This window comes from Pseudomonas sp. c313 (assembly GCF_055407145.1).
In genome coordinates this window covers 88376-105739 of the sequence record NZ_JBUZRD010000001.1, presented here as the reverse complement: position 1 = coordinate 105739, position 17364 = coordinate 88376, and the positions used below count along the sequence as shown (strand labels likewise).

Sequence of the window (17364 nt, the reverse complement as noted above, 5' to 3'; positions counted from 1 at the left end):
CAGGGCAAACAGCCCGCTTCCCAAACGGGAAGAGAAGCCAGAATCCAACAGATTGACCTCTACTTTCAGTCTGTTACCTGTGTTTACTGACGTTGATTTGTCGCTCCTTGATCCAACGTCTTACTTCGGCCGCTGCCTTTGCAGCGGCCTTTTTTATGCCCGAAATAAAACGGGGCGCTGTAGGCGCCCCGCTGGATTAAATGTTTTTCATGTAACGATCACAGGGCGTATTTCTGCAGGTTCGCCATCATTTCCTTCAACGCCTCTATAGTGTCCCTGGGATGGGCCGCGCCTTCGAAGTCGCAAATTTGCTGCCAATGGGCCGCCACATCGTCCGGGGAAAAACCGGCCTCGGGATCGAATCCCATGCCCAGGCTGCGCTCCCAACGGGTTTTGCCAATCCAGCCGCCCCCTACTTCAAACAGCCCAGAGGTTTCCTGACAGGCCTCGCTGCCCAGGTACACCACCAACGGGCTGACCAGCTCCGGCTTGAGACGCTCGAAGACTTGCGGCGGGATCAGGCCTTCGGTCATGCGCGTGCCGCCAGTGGGCGCGATGGCGTTGACCAGAATGTTGTTCTTGCGCCCTTCCAGGGCCAGGGTGCGGGTCAGGCCGTACAAGCCGAGCTTGGCCATGCCGTAGTTGGATTGGCCAAAGTTGCCGTAGATCCCCGAGGTCGACGAGGTGAAGATCACCCGACCATAACCTTGCTCGCGCATATGGGGCCAGGCAGCGCGGGTGACTTTGTAGGCACCTTCGACATGCACCCGGTAAACCAGGTCCCAGTCGCTGTCGTCCATTTTATGGAAGGTCTTGTCTCGCAAGATCCCGGCGTTGTTCACCACCACATCGACACGACCAAAAACGTCGAGAGCGTTCTGCACGATCTTGTCGCCATCGGTGACCGAGTCGTGGTTGGCTTCGGCAATCCCGCCAGCCTCGCGAATCTCGGCCACCACACGGTCTGCCGCCGAAGCATTGGCGCCTTCGCCCTGGGCCGAGCCGCCCAGATCGTTGACCAGAACCCTGGCCCCGTGCTTGGCGAATAACAGCGCATGGGCCCGGCCCAACCCGCCGCCGGCACCGGTGACGATCACAACCTTATCTTGCAAATTCACAGGCTCACTCATACAGAACTCCAGCGGCAATAGGGGACGATGGGTGGAGTGTCAGGCACCGGGCTTCTGGTCACAATAAATACGGCCAGGGCTGAATGGTGCGCGATAAGGCTGGGGGATGATTGTCAGGAATAGGCCACCCGAGGCGGCGCTTGCGCAATACGCTCGCGAAACGACAGGTAATGCTTGAGCACCTGAACCGGCGCCTCGATCTGCGGGTAGTGACCGATGTTGGCCAGTAACACTGCATCGGCCTGCGGCACCAGCTCACAGTAACGCTCGACCATGTGGGCGCCGGAAATAGGGTCCACTTCACCATCAATGACCCGCAACGGCACCTCGCAACGCTGCATGGCCGCCACCCAGCGTTCGCGCTGCTGGCGTCGCTGGGGGATATAGGCGATCAGTTTGTGCAAGATGCGCGGGCCGTCGTGGCTTTCGATCAGACTCCAGAAATCGTCCAGGGCACTTTCGCTGGGACGGGTGTCGGGGCCGAATATCTGCATGAAACTATTGGCCAGGGCGTTGCGGCCAAAGGCACGACCGATCATCCAGCCCAAGGGGCTGAGCAGCAGTTTCTGCACCAAGGCCGGGCGATGGGTCTCAGGGAACAACCCTCCGTTAAGAAACACACAGCTGGCCATCTGCAAGCGCCCCTCGTAATGCCGGGCAAGCAGCTCCTGAGCGACGCTATCGCCGTAGTCATGGGCCATTACGTGGACAGGCTGCGGCACCCGCAGATGTTCCAGCAGCGCCTGCTGCAAATCGGCCTGTTCCAAAAGGCAATAGGTGTGCTCCAGGGGCTTGGCCGAATCGCCGAAGCCCAGCATGTCGCAGGCGATCACCAGATTGCGCTGGGCCAGGGGCTGCCAGAGGTAGTGCCAATCCCAACTGGCCGTGGGGAAGCCATGGATCAGCAGCAACGGCTCGCCCTGCCCGGCCACCCAGTAACGAATGGTCTGGCCGCGAAAGACAAAGCTCTGCCCGCGCTTGCGCCAGGCACTCAGAGGAATCTCGGTCAGTGCCATCAGAGTTTGTATCCAGGGTCTTGTTTGTCCAGTTTGCGCAGCAGCGCCGGCCAGGCCAGCGCGCCACCCATACCTTGGGCGCTCTTGGTGACCCCGGCGATCATCGCCTTGGCGCCGGCAAGAACCTGCGGCTCGATGGCGATCAACTCGGCGCCTCCGTTCTGCGCCAGCACCTGGATGTCGCAGGCACGCTGGAAGGTGAACATCATCAGGAACGTATCAGCGATGGTACCGCCGCAGGTCAGCAGGCCATGATTGTGCAGCATCAGGAAGTTGTTCTCTGCGAGGTCGGCCTGCAAGCGAGCCTTTTCCTCGTGGTTCAGCGCCACGCCTTCATAAGCGTGATAGGCCAGGCTGGACAGTACGAACAACGACTGTTGGCTGATGGGCAGCACGCCTTGCTTTTGCGCGGACACGGCAACACCGGCAGCGGTATGGGTGTGCAGCACACAGACCACGTCATGCCGCACTTCGTGTACCGCACTGTGAATGGTGTAGCCCGCCGGATTGATCTCGTAGGGGCTGTCCATCAGCTTGTTGCCGGCCTGATCGACCTTGACCAGGCTCGATGCGGTGATCTCGTGAAACATCAGCCCGAACGGGTTGATGAGGAAATCTTCGGTGCCCGGCACCTTGGCCGAGATATGGGTAAAAATCAGGTCATCCCAGCCATACATGGCCACCAGGCGATAACAGGCTGCCAGGTCTATACGGGTCTGCCATTCGGCGGCGCTGACCTGATCTTTTACACTCTGTGTCGATTGAACGGGGGCTAGGCTCACGGCAATGACCTCGGTGGTGTGGTTTTCTTATTGTTTTCTAGGCGAAGGGCTTTCGGGTGAAAGGCCAGTCTAGTCAGAGGTCACGGTTGCGGTAGTTGCATTGGCAGCCAGCTTGATGACCGAGCGAGTCAGCCATCAGGATAGTTCGATTTTGTTCAATGCGTGTCAGAGAAGCGACACCAATAAAGGTGCGGCGAACAGGTTGAGCAAACCCGTCAAAACCATGACCAGGCCCGCCACCGAACCTTCCTCACTGCCCACTTCATGGGCACGACTGACGCCCGCCCCATGCGCCCCGACGCCAAACAAGGCGCCCCGAGCCAGGGCACTGCGCAACGGCAGCCACTTGAGCAGCACCCCGCCGAGCATGGCACCAAATACGCCGGTGAACATCACGAATACCGCTGTCAGTTCTGGCACACCGCCCAGGTCATGGGCCATGGGCATGGCAAACGGCGTGGTGATCGAGCGCGGCACCAGCGATAGGGTCACCGAACTGTCCAATGCCAACGCCTTGGCCAGCCCGAATGAGGTGCCGATGGAGGCCACACTGCCCGCCAGCATCCCCAGCAACAACGCCGGCCAATGGCGCATCAGCAACTGGCGTTGTTGCCAGATCGGAATGGCAAAAGCCACGGTGACCGGGCCCAGCACCAGCATCAGCCAGTGGGTGTCGGTGGAGTATTCGGCATAAGCGGTGTTCAGCGGCACAGCCACCGCCAGCAACAGCGCCGGCACCAGAATCAGCGGCGACAACAAGTAGCGCCCGGTGCGCCGATAGATCCATCGGCTGAACACATAAGCGGCCAACGTCAGGGCCAACCAGAACATCGGCATCATCTCAAGCTTCATGGCGCAGTTTCCAGCGGCACACCATCTCTACGGTGAAGGCCGTTACCAGCATGACCATCAAGGTACTGAAGCCGATCACCAGCATGATCCGCCAACCGTCATGGCGCAGCAGGCCACCGTAGTCGAGCAGGCTCATCAGGGCCGGAATAAAGAACAGCAGCATTTCCGCAATCAACACGCCAGCGCCCAATTGCAGGGCCGCCGGCTTGATCAGGCCGCTGGCGAATACCAGTAACAACAGGCCCAGGCCGATCACGCCGCCGGGAATTGGCCACGCCAGCCACACTGCCAGTTGGCAGCCCAGCAGGTAAATCGCCAGCAGTACCACCAGTTCAACCAGCAACCGGCCAAGGTGTTTGAAGGTGAAACTTTTCATGAGCTTTGGGTCCTCGCAGGCACTCATTTTAAAGAGTCGCCTGACATCCCTAAAGCGAATTGTTAGACTGCAAACTATTCCAAACTGGAATCATGGCAATGGAATTCAAACAGCTGCGCAGCTTTGTCGAAGTGGTTCATCGAGGTGGTTTTACCCAGGCGGGGAAAACCCTGCACATCAGCCAATCTGCCGTCAGCAAGCAGGTGGCGCAGTTGGAGCAGAGCCTCGGCACGCCGCTGCTCGATCGCATGGGCTCGCAGGTACGCCTGACCGCCGCCGGCCAAGTGGTGCTGCAACGGGCCGAAGCGATGTTGCGCCTGCAAAACGAATTGCTCAGTGAACTGGACGATTTGAATCAGATGACCCGCGGCGAATTGCGCATGGGCTTGCCGCAACTGGGCGGTGACATTCTGTTCGCCCGCCTGTTTGCCGAATACCGACGGCGCTATCCCAATGTGACCATCCAGTTGCTTGAAGGCGGCAGCCGCAACATTGAGCAGGCGATTCTCAATGGTGAACTGGAAGTAGGCGGCAGTTTGATGCCCACCAACCCGGCCTTTGCCTGGCAAGCGTTCTGCGATGAGCCGCTGGATGCTTTGTTGCCGATGGACCATCCCCTGGCGGATAACGCGCAGATCCGCCTGGAGGAATTGGCGGACACGCCGTTCCTGATGTACCAGCGCAGCTTTGTCTTGAACGACCGATTGCTGCAAGCCTGTCAGCAGGTGGGTTTTACACCGAAGGAAAGCGGACGCAGCGGCCAGGCGGATTTTCTCGCGGCGCTGGTGGCCGCCGGCCAGGGCGTGGTGTTGCTGCCCAGCGTGGTAGCCCGCGGCCTGGTGCGCCCCGGCGTGGTACGCCTGACGCTCAAGGCCCCGGAGTACCTGCGCTGGGACATCGCCTTTATCTGGCGTGAGGGCGCTTATCTGTCGAAAGCTGCCCAGGCCTGGCTGGCATTGCTGCGCGAGTACCCGATCAGCCGCGCAGTGCAGTAACCAGCTCGGCCAGCCACGGTTCGGCGTCAGTTTCCGGGGTCACACTTTCGCTGGCGTCCAGACGCAACATCGGCAGCACTTCGCGCACGCCCAACTCGCCAAACAGCTCGCGCATTTGCTCACCTCCGCCGCAAAAGGTATCGCCGTAGCTGGAATCGCCCAGGCCGATCACCGCGCCAGGCAAACCACGCCAGGCTGCCGGTAATTGGTCGCGGATGGTCGAATACAGCGGCTGCAGGTTGTCCGGCAACTCGCCCATGCCGGTGGTGGAGGTAACGGCCAAAAAAGCCTCAGGGGCAAAGCCCTGGATGTCCGCCAGGGTCGCCCGAGGGTTGTGCCAGGCGTCGAAACCGGCTGCATTGAGGAGTGTTGCAGCGTGGCGGGCGACTTCTTCAGCCGTGCCGTACACCGAGCCGGAAAGGATGGCGACTTTCATCAAACTGATCCTGTAGCTGAGTAAAAGCCTGGGATATTAACAGCTGGCGCGAAGGTTTCAGTGAATGCCATCCACTATTCAATGATGACAAGTGGACAGGCCGCTGACGTGCCTTAAACTGCACACTCCATAAACAAGCCATGGGCCGCTCAATGATTAACGCCCAATTGATGCAAATGGTCATCAACGCCTCCAACGACGGCATCGTCATCGCCGAAAAGGAAGGCAAAGACAAACCATTGATTTATGTAAACCCCGCCTTCGAACGCTTGACCGGCTACACCCGCGAAGAAGTCCTCTACCAGGACTGCCGCTTCCTGCAATCGGGCGATCGTGACCAGCCCTCGCTGATGGCCATTCGCGAAGCACTGGATACCGAAGGCGCCTGCCGGGAAATCCTGCGTAATTACCGCAAGGACGGCACGCATTTCTGGAATGAGCTGTCGTTATCAACGGTTTACAACCAGGCCGATAAACAGACTTACTTCGTTGGTGTACAAAAAGACATCACGGTTCAAGTCAAGGCCCAGCAGCGTGTCGCGCAACTGGAAAGCCAACTGGCCGCCGTTACAGCCGAACTTTGCGCACTCAAAGCGACGAGCGGATCTAACAAAACTTAGAAAATGCGGTCAGTAGAGCGATAATCGATTTTTCCACGCATTCCCTTGAGCCAGATCAATGCAACGCGACGCGCTATTGACGCAGGACGAGCTGGATTTTATCCAGACCATGCACCATAACCCGCAATTGAATGTGCGGGACGCGTCGTCGAGCCTGATGGTCAATGGCGGTGCGCAGATTCGTGATCTGCTCACCCGCCTGGCGGCCCATGAACACGTCACCATCCAGGCGCAATTCGATAACCAGCAAATGACCTTTCCGCTGCAACTGGTGGAAGACGAGTTTAATGCCGTACACCTGCGCTTGGGCGTGCCGAGCATTTTCGAAGACGGGCCGATGATTCGGCCGTGGCGGTTGCTGCTTGAGGAGCCGGTGGCCCTGGAGAACATCAAGGGCCAGCCCGGCGTGCTGCTTGTTCATGAGGTGTCGTTCAAAGGGGTGCTGGTGGAAGCCCGAGGCCGGAGCAAACCGCCGAAAACCTTTTCTTTGTGGTTCAGCCCTTCGGGCTACGAGCGTATTGCCCTGCGTGGCACCTTTGAGCGAGAAAACGCCCAAGGTTTGTTCGCCTACCGCTTAAGCCAGGGGGACGCAGACGAAACCGAACGCCTGCGCCAGTTCATCCTGCAGCAACACCGCCTCGCCCACCCTGAAGTTCACGCCTGATCTCAGGTGTCCAGGGTACCGCCGAGAAACTGCTGCAAGCGCCGCTGCATCAATCGCCCTTCATTGCCCAGGCAGCCGATGGACGAACCGGCCAAGTAGTGCTCAGCCAGGTCCGAGGCATCGCCAGCCAACAGCAACGGGCAATTGAGGGTCAATGCCAGCCGACTCAAGCGTCGCGGCAACTCGCTGGTCGGCGAATGGTTGGAAAACACTACCAAGGCTTGCGGCCGGGTCTTTTCACAGATCAGCGTCAACTCATCAAATGGCTGGCCCATGCTCAGTACGCGAACCGCCAACTCGTCACCGCCCATCAATACACCGGCTACGAGCAACTCCAGTTCACGGCATTCACCAGCAATGACTGCCAGCAATATCCGCGGCGCTTGGGAGGCACATGCCAGTTGCAGGCGCTGCCAGGTCCGGGCACGCAAGAAACTGTCGAAAAACAGCCACTCGCTGGCCTGGCCAAAACGGCCCTGATGGCGCAACAGCTGGTGCCAGAGAGGCATCAGGATGTCCTGAAACACCACTGGCGCGGGGTAAGCGGCAAAAATCTGCCCGTACAGGCGGTCCAACTGCCGATCATCAAAAGAGCCGATGGCCTGCTGCAGTTGCAGTTGCCACTGAGTCCACTCGTGATATTCGGCGTCTTCCCGGACGTTGCGCGGTGACAGGTCTGGCCCATCGCCGCTAGCGAGAATCTTGCCCACCTTACTGACCGCGACGCCGCGCTCAATCCAATCGAGAATACGATGGACGGTCTCAATATCGTCCCGGGAATACAATCGATGCCCGCTTTCGGTGCGCACCGGCTGAATCAGGCCGTAGCGTCGCTCCCACGCCCGCAGCGTGACCGGGTTGATTCCTGTCAATCTCGCTACTTCACGAATCGGGAACAGCTCATCGCCATTGGATGTGCCGCCATGCGCAGTTTCAGGTTGAAGAGCAGTGATTACGGGCATCAGTGAACACGAACACCAGGGGAAAAGTTGGATCCCATTTAACGCCTTACACCTGTCGGTTTCAAGGTCCTAGCCCAACCGACCAATGCCGCTGGTGTATTTCGTCAATTCAGGAATAATCCTTGCTAGGTTTTTAAAACCAGAATTTTAGCGCAGCCGCTCTACCCCGCAGCTGCGTCTGGTGCGCCACCTACCCGGTACCGTGCGCCCATACATATGGAGATACACAATGTCTACCCTACCCGTTACCTTGATGGTCGCGCGCCGCGTGGCCAAAGGTCGCTATCAAGACTTGATGGCCTGGTTGCGCGAAGGCGAGCAATTGGCCACTGACTTCCCCGGCTATCTGGGCTCCGGCGTGCTTGCACCGCCTCCCGATGACGACGAATTCCAGATCATCTTCCGTTTTGCCAATGAGCAGACCCTGCATGCCTGGGAGTTCTCCGCCTCGCGCGGCGCCTGGCTTGGCCGTGGCAGCGAGTTGTTCGCCGACCCGTCGGAGCATCGAGTCCGCGGCATGGACGGCTGGTTTGGCGCGATCGGCCAACGCCCCCCGCGCTGGAAGCAGGCAGTTGCCATCTGGCTGGCATTTTTCCCGGTGTCGCTGTTGTTCAATTTCGGGCTTGAGCCGTTGCTCGCCGAACTGGGGCTGTTGAGTCGCGTACTGGTCAGCACCCTGGCGCTGACGCCGTTGATGGTCTACCTCTTTATCCCGCTGTCGACTCATCTGTTGGCGAGTTGGTTACATCCCGCGCCATTGCGGGTAAAACCCACTGAAGCAGTGGTTTGAGCTAGTCCGCAACTGGCCGGTCGCTGGTATAGTTTTAGCCTGCCAGCGACCCGAGCCTCCCATGACCTCATCTCCCGCCCCGATCCTGATCACCGGTGCCGGCCAGCGTGTCGGCCTACATTGCGCTTTACGCCTGCTGGACGAGGGGCAGCCGGTGATTTTCAGCTATCGCAGCGAACGTCCCGGCGTACAGACCCTGCGCGATCGCGGCGCGATTGCCTTGTTTGCCGACTTCTCCTGCGAGGCCGGCATCCTTGCCTTCATCGATGAACTGAACGCTCATACCAGCAGCCTGCGCGCGATCATTCATAATGCCTCGGCCTGGGAAGCAGAAACGCCCGGCGAGGAAAGCCGGGCCTTTGCTGACATGTTCAGCGTGCACATGCTTGCGCCGTACCTGATCAACCTTCATTGTGCGCACTTGCTGCAACGTTCCATACCGGCCGACATCCTGCATATCAGCGACGACGTGACCCGCAAGGGTAGCCGCCAGCACATCGCCTATTGCGCCACCAAGGCCGGGCTCGACAGCCTGACCTTATCCTTTGCCGCCAAGTACGCGCCGCAGATCAAGGTCAACGGCATCGCGCCGGCAATGGTGATGTTCAACGAAGACGACGACGCGGCCTACCGCGCCAAGGTCCTGGGCAAGTCGGCACTGGGCATCGAGCCCGGTCCCGAAGTGATTTACCAGAGCGTGCGTTACCTGCTGGATAACCCTTATGTCACCGGAACGACCCTGACCGTCAACGGCGGGCGACACATCAAATAAGCCGCTTGCGAGGATGCTGTATGACTTTATCCCTGCCTCAGCACTACCGTGAGATTCTCAAGGGCCTGGGTGAAGACCCGGAACGCGAAGGCTTGCTCGACACGCCAAAACGCGCGGCCAAGGCCATGCAGTACCTGTGTAATGGCTACACCCAGTGCATTGATGAGATCGTCAACGGTGCGTTGTTCGCTTCCGACAGTGACGAAATGGTGATCGTCGCCAATATCGAGTTGTATTCCCTGTGCGAACATCACCTGCTGCCCTTTATCGGCAAGGCCCATGTGGCCTATATTCCGACGGGCAAGGTGCTGGGGCTGTCGAAGATTGCGCGCCTCGTGGACATGTTCGCCCGACGCCTGCAGATTCAGGAAAACCTCACACGGGAAATCGCCGACGCTATCCAGGACGTTACCCAGGCCGCTGGCGTGGCGGTGGTGATTGAAGCCCAGCACATGTGCATGATGATGCGCGGCGTGGAAAAACAGAATTCAACCATGAACACCTCGGTGATGCTCGGCGCCTTCCGCGAGTCGAACACCACCCGCATGGAGTTCCTGCAACTGATTGGACGGAGCAAGTAGTAATGCCACAACTTCAGCCAGGCATGGCGCGCATCCGGGTCAAGGACCTGTGCCTGCGTACCTTTATCGGAATCAACGAGGATGAAATCCTCAACAAGCAGGATGTGTTGATCAACCTGACCATCCTGTACGCCGCCCAGGAAGCCGTACGCGACAACGATATCGACCACGCGTTGAACTACCGCACCATCACCAAGGCCATCATTGCCCACGTGGAAGGCAATCGCTTTGCCCTGCTGGAGCGCCTGACCCAGGAACTGCTGGACCTGGTGATGAGCAACGAGTCGGTGCTGTATGCCGAAGTCGAAGTCGACAAGCCCCATGCGTTACGTTTTGCCGAGTCGGTGTCGATCACCCTCGCGGCGAGTCGCTAAGCCCTTACATTCGCAGTGAGCATTATGAACGATCAACAACGCCTTGAACTTGAAGCCGCCGCCTTTCGCCGCCTGGTCGCACACCTGGACAGCCGCAAGGATGTACAGAACATCGACCTGATGAACCTCGCCGGTTTCTGCCGCAACTGCCTGTCCAAGTGGTACAAGGCCGAGGCCGATGAGCGCCAGATCGAGGTCAGCCTCGATGACGCCCGTGAAGTGGTGTACGGCATGCCGTACGCCGAATGGAAAGCCCAATACCAGCAAGAAGCCAGCGCCGAACAGCACGCGGCGTTCGCCAAGGGAAAAACCCATGACTGACCTGAACGCCCTGCGCGCCAGCCTCAATAGCGGCGAACACGTCTTGGCCGACACCTTGGCCTTTGTCGCCGCCGGCTACGATTACCAGCCACAGGCCTTCACCAACGCCAGTGTGGAAAACGCTGCTGGGCAGAACGAAGGTTCTTGCAAGGCCCTGGGCCTGGCCTTGTTGGAAGGCTTGAGCGATCAGGAAACATTGCTGGCGTTTGGCGAGCATTACCGGTCGGTGCTGGCCACGCCTGAGGGCAGTGACCATGGCAATATTCGTGCATTGATTGAGCATGGGTTGGCGGGCGTGAAGTTTGCCACGCAGCCTCTGACTCGCCGCTGAATGATCGCTCCCACGCGGAGTGATCAAAGCATCAGATCGTGCGCATAAAAAAACCGGCCTCGCAGCCGGTTTTTTTATTTCAACGATTTAGAGCGCAGCGTCCTTCAACCCGTCGAGGTAACGCTCGGCATCCAGTGCCGCCATGCAACCGGCGCCGGCGGACGTAATGGCCTGGCGGTAAATATGGTCAGCCACATCACCGGCGGCAAAGATGCCTTCGATGTTGGTCGCAGTGGCATTGCCTTCACGGCCGCCCTGCACCACCAGGTAACCGTCTTTGGCGGTCAGCATACCTTCGAACAACGAGGTGTTCGGGGTGTGGCCGATGGCGATGAACACGCCGTCGACGGTCAGCTCGTCGAAACTGCCATCGTTGTTTTTCAGGCGAGCACCGGTCACGCCCATGTTGTCGCCCAGGACTTCATCCAGGGTGGCGTTGAGCTTGAGGATGATCTTGCCTTCAGCAACCCGTGCATGCAGCTTGTCGATCAGGATCTTCTCGGCGCGGAAGGTCTCGCGACGGTGAACCAGGGTCACGGTGCTGGCGATATTGGCCAGGTACAACGCCTCTTCCACGGCAGTGTTGCCGCCACCGACTACGGCAACCGGTTTGTTGCGATAGAAGAAACCGTCGCAGGTGGCGCAGGCGGAAACGCCCTTGCCCATGAACGCTTCTTCTGACGGCAGGCCCAGGTAGCGGGCACTGGCGCCAGTGGCGATGATCAGCGCGTCACAGGTATAGACGCCGTTGTCGCCGGTCAGGCTGTAAGGCTTTTTCGAGAAGTCGACCGCGTTAATGTGGTCAAAGACGATCTCGGTCTCAAAGCGTTCGGCGTGTTCTTTCATGCGCTCCATCAGCACCGGACCGGTCAGGCCATGGACGTCGCCCGGCCAGTTGTCGACTTCGGTGGTGGTGGTCAACTGACCGCCCGCTTGCATGCCGGTGATCAACAGTGGCTTGAGGTTGGCACGGGCAGCGTAGACGGCAGCGCTGTAACCGGCAGGGCCGGAACCGAGAATAATCACTCGCGAATGACGGACTTCAGACATGACTCACTCCTATCGACCGCCCCGAGATACTTGAGCGGAACGCCGGCAGACCGGCTGGAATAAAAAAGGACTGCGAAGCACTTGGGGAAGGCTTGAACTCGCAGGCCCTGAAAAATAATGGGTGCAGCGTATCGAGGGGGGCAAGATTAAGGAAATACGGAATAACAATCCAGCTCATAGGTGGTCTCTATGCTGCCACGTCTATTAATCAACCGGTTTGTTACCGTTAATGTCGACGTACCGGCCGTGCTTTCGCCTTGAATGCAAAGCCGGTAAGGTCAGCGCGTTCGTCACCTTGCCCGGAGTCATCCATGCCCGCCCCCGTCCTCTCAGGCCCACAATACCTGCGCGAAGGTCTCAAACTGATCCTCAGCCCAGGCCTGCGCCTATTCGTCCTGCTGCCCCTGGCAATCAACCTGATACTGTTCGTCGGATTGATCTATTTTGCCGGCCATCAGTTCAGCCTGTGGGTCGATACGCTGATGCCGACCCTGCCAAGTTGGCTGAGCTTCCTGAATTATCTCCTATGGCCGCTATTCGTGGTGCTGGTGGTGCTGATGGTGTTCTTCACCTTCACCATGCTTGCCAACATCATTGCCGCACCGTTCAACGGCTTTCTCGCGGAGAAGGTCGAAGTGGTGGTGCGTGGCACCGATGACTTCCCGGCCTTCAGCTGGGCCGAGCTGTTCGCCATGGTCCCGCGCACCCTGGCCCGGGAAATGCGCAAGCTGGGCTACTTCCTGCCGCGGGCCATCGGCCTGTTTATCCTGTCGTTCATTCCGGTGGTCAACTTGGTGGCCGCACCGCTGTGGCTGCTGTTTGGGGTGTGGATGATGGCAATTCAATACATCGACTACCCGGCGGATAACCACAAACTGGGCTGGAACGAAATGCTCGCCTGGCTGCGTGAAAAACGTTGGCAGAGCATGAGTTTTGGCGGGATCGTCTATCTGGTGTTGCTGATCCCGGTGGTCAACCTGCTGATGATGCCGGCGGCGGTGGCCGGGGCGACCTTGTTCTGGGTGCGTGAGCGCGGCGCCGAGGCGATGACGGTGGAAAAGCGCTGACCTGCTTGATTGATCTGGATCATGGTGACAATCCCACATCTGGCACCAATGCTGTTCACTTAAGAAAATCTTGAGGTGAGCAAGAAACCTGTGGGAAGCGCACCCTGTACAGACCGTTGATGCTGATGCTCGGATTGATGTTGGGAGGCGAGGCCAGGGGAGCCGTAGCCGCCAGCGAACCTATCTTGCCGGTGCAACCGGCGAAGACACCGCTTAACTGATCCAGTTGCCGGGCCACGCCGTCATAAATCCATCATCTTAATGACACAATGACGACATGGCCCGCGCCGACACTGGTGTCATGACGACAGCTTCCCTGCACATCACCCTCATTACTGAAACCTTCCCGCCGGAGATCAATGGGGTGGCCAATACCCTTGGCCGCCTGTGTGACGGCTTGCGCGCGCGCGGGCATCAGGTGGAGCTGGTCCGGCCGCGCCAGGGCAGCGACCAAAGCCGTGCCAGTGACGAAGGCCTGTTGCTGTGTCGCGGCTGGCCGCTGCCTGGGTATCCAGGCCTGCAATGGGGGCAATCATCGATGCACAAGCTGCTGCGCCGCTGGAAACGCCAACGCCCGGATGTGTTGTACATCGCCACCGAAGGCCCGTTGGGCTTGTCGGCCCTGCGCGCGGCACGGCGTTTGGGAATCAGCGTGGTCAGCGGTTTTCACACCAACTTCCAGCAGTACACCCGCCAATATGGCCTGGGCATGTTGAGCCGGGTGTTGACCCACTACTTGCGCTGGTTTCACAACCGCTCGACCCTGACCCTGGTTCCCAGCGTCAGTCAGCGCCTGGAACTGGAGCGTCGTCACTTCGAGCGCCTGGAACTGTTGTCACGGGGTGTCGACAGTCAGTTGTTTCATCCGGCCAAGCGCGACAATGCCTTGCGCGAACGCTGGGGCCTGGGGAACGAGGACATTGCGGTGCTGCATGTCGGACGCCTCGCGCCAGAGAAAAACCTGGGGCTGCTCAAACGCTGCTTCGATTCGCTGCAGGCCACTTATCCACAGCGGCAGCTTAAGCTGATCATCGTCGGTGACGGGCCCCAACGAGAAATGCTGAGAAAAGCGCTGCCCGAGGCAATTTTTTGCGGGACTCAACGCGGCGAGGAACTGGCTCGGCACTATGCCTCGGGGGATCTGTTTCTGTTTCCCAGCCTGACCGAAACCTTCGGCAATGTGGTGCTGGAAGGCATGGCCTCAGGGCTCGGTGTGGTGGCTTACGACCAGGCGGCCGCCACCCAGCATATTCGCCATGGCTACAGTGGCGTGCTGGCGATGCCAGGGGATGAGGAAGCGTTTTGCGACGCAGCCAACTGGCTGCTGGAAGAACACGAGAGTTTGCGGCGGGTGCGGCTCAATGCAAGGCAGCATGCCAGCCGGCAGGGTTGGCCAGCGATTATCGAGCAGTTTGAACGACAGTTGCGCGGGGTGTGTGAGGACGGGCAGCAACTGCCCGTCCTACCGCCACTTACACCAAAGTAGTCAACGCTTCACGGCTGAACGGCAAAATATCGCCCTCACGCCCCTCGCGCACCTTCACCGCCCAGTCCGGGTCCACCAGCAGCGCACGGCCGACGGCTACCAGATCGAACTCATCATTGTTCAGGCGTTCCAGGAGCTTTTCCAGGCTCGCCGGCTGCGCGATCTTGTCGGTGCTGACCATAAATTGCAGGAACTCGCCGTCCAGGCCGACGCTACCCACGGTGATGGTTGGCTTGCCGGTGAGCTTGCGGGTCCAGCCGGCCAGGTTCAGTTCGGAGCCTTCGAACTCTGGCTCCCAGAAACGGCGGGTGGAACAGTGGAAAATATCCACGCCCGCGTCGGACAGCGGCTTGAGGAACTCACCCAGCGCTTCAGGGGTTTGCACCAGCCGCGCGGTGTAATCCTGCTGCTTCCACTGGGAGAAACGCAAAATGATCGGGAAATCCGGTCCCACTGCGGCGCGGGTCGCTTGAATCAACTCAATGGCAAACCGCGAGCGATTTGCCAGGCTGCCACCGTATTCGTCGGTGCGCTGGTTGCTGCCTTCCCAGAAGAACTGGTCCACCAGGTAACCGTGGGCACCGTGGATTTCCACGCCGTCCATACCGATGCTCTGCGCATCCTTGGCGGCCTGGGCGAAGGCGGCGATGACTTCCTTGATGTCCTGGACCGTCATGCCATGGACCACAACGTTGCCGTCCTTGAGTTTTTCGGTCGGACCATAAGCTGGCACGCTGGCATCAGGCTCAGTGCCGATGCGGCGTACGCTCCCCACATGCCACAGTTGCGGGACGATTTTGCCGCCTTCGGCGTGCACGGCATCGACCACTTTTTTCCAGCCGGCCAGCGCTGCCTCGCCGTAAAAGTGCGGGACGTTCGGGTAACCGTTGGAGGCTTGATGCCCGACCACGGTGCCTTCGGTGATGATCAGGCCCACACCCGCGGCAGCGCGACGACGGTAGTACTCGATCACCTTGGAATTAGGGACGCCGCCCGGTGAAAACGAGCGGGTCATCGGCGCCATGACCACGCGAGTCGATAGTTGCAGTGCACCGAGCTGGAAGGGTTTGAACAAAGCTTGGACAGGCATGGGAGCACTCCACGGGAGAGGGATTTTATGACATGGATAATATGGAGTGTGCGCAGTGCTGAACAGCACTATTGATTGCAGTGATTAAGGGGTAAAAGCAGGGCAATTATTGTAGGCGCGAGCTTGCGTCGGGCGGCGTTCCGACGATGAACTCAGGGACGCCGCGTTCATTCAGGTACCACGCGTTATCGTTAACGTCCATCGCGAGCAAGCTCGCTCCTACAGTGAGGTTGTGTTCAGTTCAGGGCTTTCTCGATGGCCTGGACCACGGTCGGATCATCAGGTGCAGTACGCGGTGAAAAGCGCGCCAATACCCGGCCATCTTTACCCAGCAGGAATTTTTCGAAGTTCCAGGTGATATCCCCAGGAAACTCGGCACCCTCGCCCGCCAGCAGCCGGTACAACTGGTGACGCTCAGGGCCATTGACCTCAAGCTTGCTGCCCAACGGAAAAGTCACGCCGTAGTTGAGGCTGCAGAACGCCTGGATTTCTTCCTCGGTGCCTGGCTCCTGACCGGCAAATTGATTGCACGGCAGACCCAGCACGGTAAAACCCTGGTCTTTGTATTGCTGATAGAGGTTTTCCAGCGCCGCATATTGCGGTGTCAAACCACACTTGGAGGCCACGTTGACCACCAGCACGACTTGCCCCTTGAAGGGCGCCAGAGGCAGCTCCTGACCATCCAGGGCTTTGAGTTTAAGGTCGTGGAAAGCACTCATGACGAACTCCGATTTCCCATGTTCTTCGCAAAACGGCAGTTCGAGATTACAACCGCCAAGTCGGCAATAATAGCCGCCGATTAAAAAAGGCGCCCGAAGGCGCCTTTATCCAACTGACAGAGCGTAGCCCATCAATCAGTGGTGGTGACCGCCTTCGCCGTGAACGTGGCCGTGGGCCACTTCTTCCTGAGAAGCATCACGCACATCAACGATCTTGACCTGGAAGGTCAAGCGCTGGCCTGCCAGCGGGTGGTTGCCATCGACGGTAACGTCATCGCCGTCCAGGTCGCGGATGGTGACGATCTGCATCTGGCCGTCCGGAGCGGATGCGTGGAACTGCATGCCCACTTCCATCTCGTCGACGCCTTCGAACATGCTGCGGCTCAGGGTGCTGACCAGTTCGGCAGCGTATTCGCCATAGGCATCTTCAGGTTCTACGGCAACGGTCAGTTCATCACCGACCTTCTTGCCTTCCAGGGCCTTTTCCAGGCCTGGGATGATGTTACCTGCACCTTGCAGGTAGACCAGCGGCGCGCCGCCGGCGGAGCTGTCGATGACCTCACCAGCGTCGTTGGTCAGGGTATAGTCGATGGAGACAGCCTTATTGGCGGCGATCAGCATGGGGCGAGACCTTTTGCATAAGAATGAAGAACGGACAAGTCTAAACAAGGATTTGCCCGAAAGCGAACAGAACCCGGACGGACGGAGTCGATCAATAGACTCGACGGTCATCGGTTTTCATCAGGATGAAGACCAACATTGGGTCGCCGAGCTTTCCTGTGGCCACACCCAGCACCTGCGCCACCAGCCACCCTGGCAATCCCGGGCCTGGGTACAAGATCGCGCACAACGCCTGGAAAAAATAGGCCAGCGCTTTGACTGTGGCTGGTGCGCGCAGGGCTCAGTTAGGGATAACCTTAGGGATTGAAGTTCGGTTACAGGCCAGACAT

At 59.2% G+C, this 17364-nt stretch carries 23 protein-coding genes; 12 read left to right on the top strand and 11 right to left on the bottom strand.

Annotation, left to right across the window (positions count from 1 at the left end; translation table 11 throughout):
* Positions 1–218: 218 nt before the first annotated feature.
* From ACZRKZ_RS00570 to ACZRKZ_RS00550, 5 genes are all read right to left on the bottom strand, one after another.
* A complete protein-coding gene (locus tag ACZRKZ_RS00570; RefSeq protein ID WP_463980429.1) occupies positions 219–1130 on the bottom strand; it encodes an SDR family oxidoreductase in 912 nt (303 codons plus the stop codon).
* A 113-nt stretch (positions 1131–1243) separates the two neighbouring features.
* Positions 1244–2146, bottom strand: a complete 903-nt coding sequence (locus ACZRKZ_RS00565) for an alpha/beta fold hydrolase (protein WP_463980428.1) — start codon at positions 2144–2146, stop codon at positions 1244–1246.
* A complete protein-coding gene (locus ACZRKZ_RS00560; protein ID WP_463980427.1) occupies positions 2146–2928 on the bottom strand; it encodes a class II aldolase/adducin family protein in 783 nt (260 codons plus the stop codon). The genes ACZRKZ_RS00565 and ACZRKZ_RS00560 overlap by 1 nt, the downstream gene beginning before the upstream one ends.
* 165 nt (positions 2929–3093) lie before the next feature.
* Positions 3094–3780, bottom strand: a complete 687-nt coding sequence (locus ACZRKZ_RS00555; protein ID WP_463980426.1) for an LrgB family protein — start codon at positions 3778–3780, stop codon at positions 3094–3096.
* Complete coding sequence (locus ACZRKZ_RS00550) at positions 3770–4156, bottom strand: CidA/LrgA family protein (RefSeq protein ID WP_463968021.1); 387 nt, start codon at positions 4154–4156, stop codon at positions 3770–3772. Before ACZRKZ_RS00550 ends, ACZRKZ_RS00555 begins: the two co-directional genes overlap by 11 nt.
* Positions 4157–4254: 98 nt before the next feature.
* Between ACZRKZ_RS00550 and ACZRKZ_RS00545 the strand changes: the two genes are divergently transcribed.
* On the top strand, positions 4255–5151 hold the full coding sequence (locus ACZRKZ_RS00545) for a LysR family transcriptional regulator (protein WP_149411710.1): 897 nt from the start codon (positions 4255–4257) through the stop codon (positions 5149–5151).
* Here the strand turns inward: ACZRKZ_RS00545 and ACZRKZ_RS00540 are convergent.
* Complete coding sequence (locus ACZRKZ_RS00540) at positions 5132–5587, bottom strand: flavodoxin (RefSeq protein WP_133101994.1); 456 nt, start codon at positions 5585–5587, stop codon at positions 5132–5134. The genes ACZRKZ_RS00545 and ACZRKZ_RS00540 overlap by 20 nt on opposite strands.
* A gap of 152 nt (positions 5588–5739) precedes the next feature.
* Between ACZRKZ_RS00540 and ACZRKZ_RS00535 the strand changes: the two genes are divergently transcribed.
* Positions 5740–6207 carry a PAS domain-containing protein gene (locus ACZRKZ_RS00535; protein ID WP_463980425.1) on the top strand — a complete coding sequence of 156 codons (468 nt, stop codon included), beginning with the start codon at positions 5740–5742 and terminating at the stop codon, positions 6205–6207.
* 58 nt (positions 6208–6265) lie between these two features.
* On the top strand, positions 6266–6871 hold the full coding sequence (locus ACZRKZ_RS00530) for a hypothetical protein (protein WP_463968020.1): 606 nt from the start codon (positions 6266–6268) through the stop codon (positions 6869–6871).
* 2 nt (positions 6872–6873) lie between these two features.
* Here the strand turns inward: ACZRKZ_RS00530 and ACZRKZ_RS00525 are convergent, their stop codons facing one another.
* Positions 6874–7833, bottom strand: a complete 960-nt coding sequence (locus ACZRKZ_RS00525) for a MerR family transcriptional regulator (RefSeq protein WP_463980424.1) — start codon at positions 7831–7833, stop codon at positions 6874–6876.
* A 229-nt stretch (positions 7834–8062) separates the two neighbouring features.
* Here ACZRKZ_RS00525 and ACZRKZ_RS00520 point away from each other — a divergent pair, with 229 nt between their 5' ends.
* The 6 genes from ACZRKZ_RS00520 (at position 8063) to ACZRKZ_RS00495 (ending at position 11002) form a co-directional block, all read left to right on the top strand.
* Positions 8063–8623 (top strand): antibiotic biosynthesis monooxygenase, encoded by a 561-nt coding sequence (locus ACZRKZ_RS00520; RefSeq protein WP_463980423.1) that lies wholly within the window; start codon positions 8063–8065, stop codon positions 8621–8623.
* 61 nt (positions 8624–8684) lie between these two features.
* The gene (folM, locus tag ACZRKZ_RS00515) at positions 8685–9395 is read left to right on the top strand and encodes a dihydromonapterin reductase (protein WP_463980422.1); all 711 of its coding nucleotides are present in this window, start codon (positions 8685–8687) and stop codon (positions 9393–9395) included.
* Between the two features lie 20 nt (positions 9396–9415).
* On the top strand, positions 9416–9976 hold the full coding sequence (folE, locus tag ACZRKZ_RS00510; protein WP_463980421.1) for a GTP cyclohydrolase I FolE: 561 nt from the start codon (positions 9416–9418) through the stop codon (positions 9974–9976).
* Between the two features lie 2 nt (positions 9977–9978).
* Positions 9979–10350 (top strand): dihydroneopterin triphosphate 2'-epimerase, encoded by a 372-nt coding sequence (gene folX, locus ACZRKZ_RS00505; RefSeq protein WP_003194073.1) that lies wholly within the window; start codon positions 9979–9981, stop codon positions 10348–10350.
* Between the two features lie 24 nt (positions 10351–10374).
* Positions 10375–10671: a DUF1244 domain-containing protein gene (locus ACZRKZ_RS00500; protein ID WP_133101987.1), complete on the top strand. Its 297-nt coding sequence runs from the start codon at positions 10375–10377 to the stop codon at positions 10669–10671.
* Positions 10664–11002 (top strand): HopJ type III effector protein, encoded by a 339-nt coding sequence (locus ACZRKZ_RS00495; protein ID WP_463980420.1) that lies wholly within the window; start codon positions 10664–10666, stop codon positions 11000–11002. The genes ACZRKZ_RS00500 and ACZRKZ_RS00495 overlap by 8 nt, the downstream gene beginning before the upstream one ends.
* A gap of 87 nt (positions 11003–11089) precedes the next feature.
* Here the strand turns inward: ACZRKZ_RS00495 and trxB are convergent, their stop codons facing one another.
* Positions 11090–12052, bottom strand: coding sequence for a thioredoxin-disulfide reductase (gene trxB / locus ACZRKZ_RS00490; protein WP_463980419.1), 963 nt, complete (start codon positions 12050–12052; stop codon positions 11090–11092).
* Between the two features lie 311 nt (positions 12053–12363).
* Between trxB and cysZ the strand changes: the two genes are divergently transcribed.
* Both cysZ and ACZRKZ_RS00480 read left to right on the top strand, forming a co-directional pair.
* On the top strand, positions 12364–13119 hold the full coding sequence (gene cysZ, locus ACZRKZ_RS00485; RefSeq protein ID WP_350616558.1) for a sulfate transporter CysZ: 756 nt from the start codon (positions 12364–12366) through the stop codon (positions 13117–13119).
* Between the two features lie 301 nt (positions 13120–13420).
* A complete protein-coding gene (locus ACZRKZ_RS00480) occupies positions 13421–14605 on the top strand; it encodes a glycosyltransferase family 4 protein (protein WP_463968013.1) in 1185 nt (394 codons plus the stop codon).
* Here ACZRKZ_RS00480 and ACZRKZ_RS00475 read toward each other — a convergent pair.
* The 3 genes from ACZRKZ_RS00475 to ACZRKZ_RS00465 form a co-directional block, all read right to left on the bottom strand.
* Positions 14592–15695, bottom strand: a complete 1104-nt coding sequence (locus ACZRKZ_RS00475) for an NADH:flavin oxidoreductase (protein ID WP_463980418.1) — start codon at positions 15693–15695, stop codon at positions 14592–14594. The two genes, ACZRKZ_RS00480 and ACZRKZ_RS00475, sit on opposite strands and share 14 nt — an antisense overlap.
* Positions 15696–15931: 236 nt before the next feature.
* Positions 15932–16414 (bottom strand): glutathione peroxidase, encoded by a 483-nt coding sequence (locus tag ACZRKZ_RS00470; protein ID WP_463968012.1) that lies wholly within the window; start codon positions 16412–16414, stop codon positions 15932–15934.
* A gap of 135 nt (positions 16415–16549) precedes the next feature.
* Positions 16550–17035 carry an FKBP-type peptidyl-prolyl cis-trans isomerase gene (locus tag ACZRKZ_RS00465; RefSeq protein WP_149411722.1) on the bottom strand — a complete coding sequence of 162 codons (486 nt, stop codon included), beginning with the start codon at positions 17033–17035 and terminating at the stop codon, positions 16550–16552.
* Here ACZRKZ_RS00465 and ACZRKZ_RS00460 point away from each other — a divergent pair.
* A complete protein-coding gene (locus ACZRKZ_RS00460) occupies positions 17034–17342 on the top strand; it encodes a DUF3565 domain-containing protein (RefSeq protein ID WP_463968416.1) in 309 nt (102 codons plus the stop codon). The genes ACZRKZ_RS00465 and ACZRKZ_RS00460 overlap by 2 nt on opposite strands.
* The last annotated feature ends 22 nt before the right edge of the window (positions 17343–17364 follow it).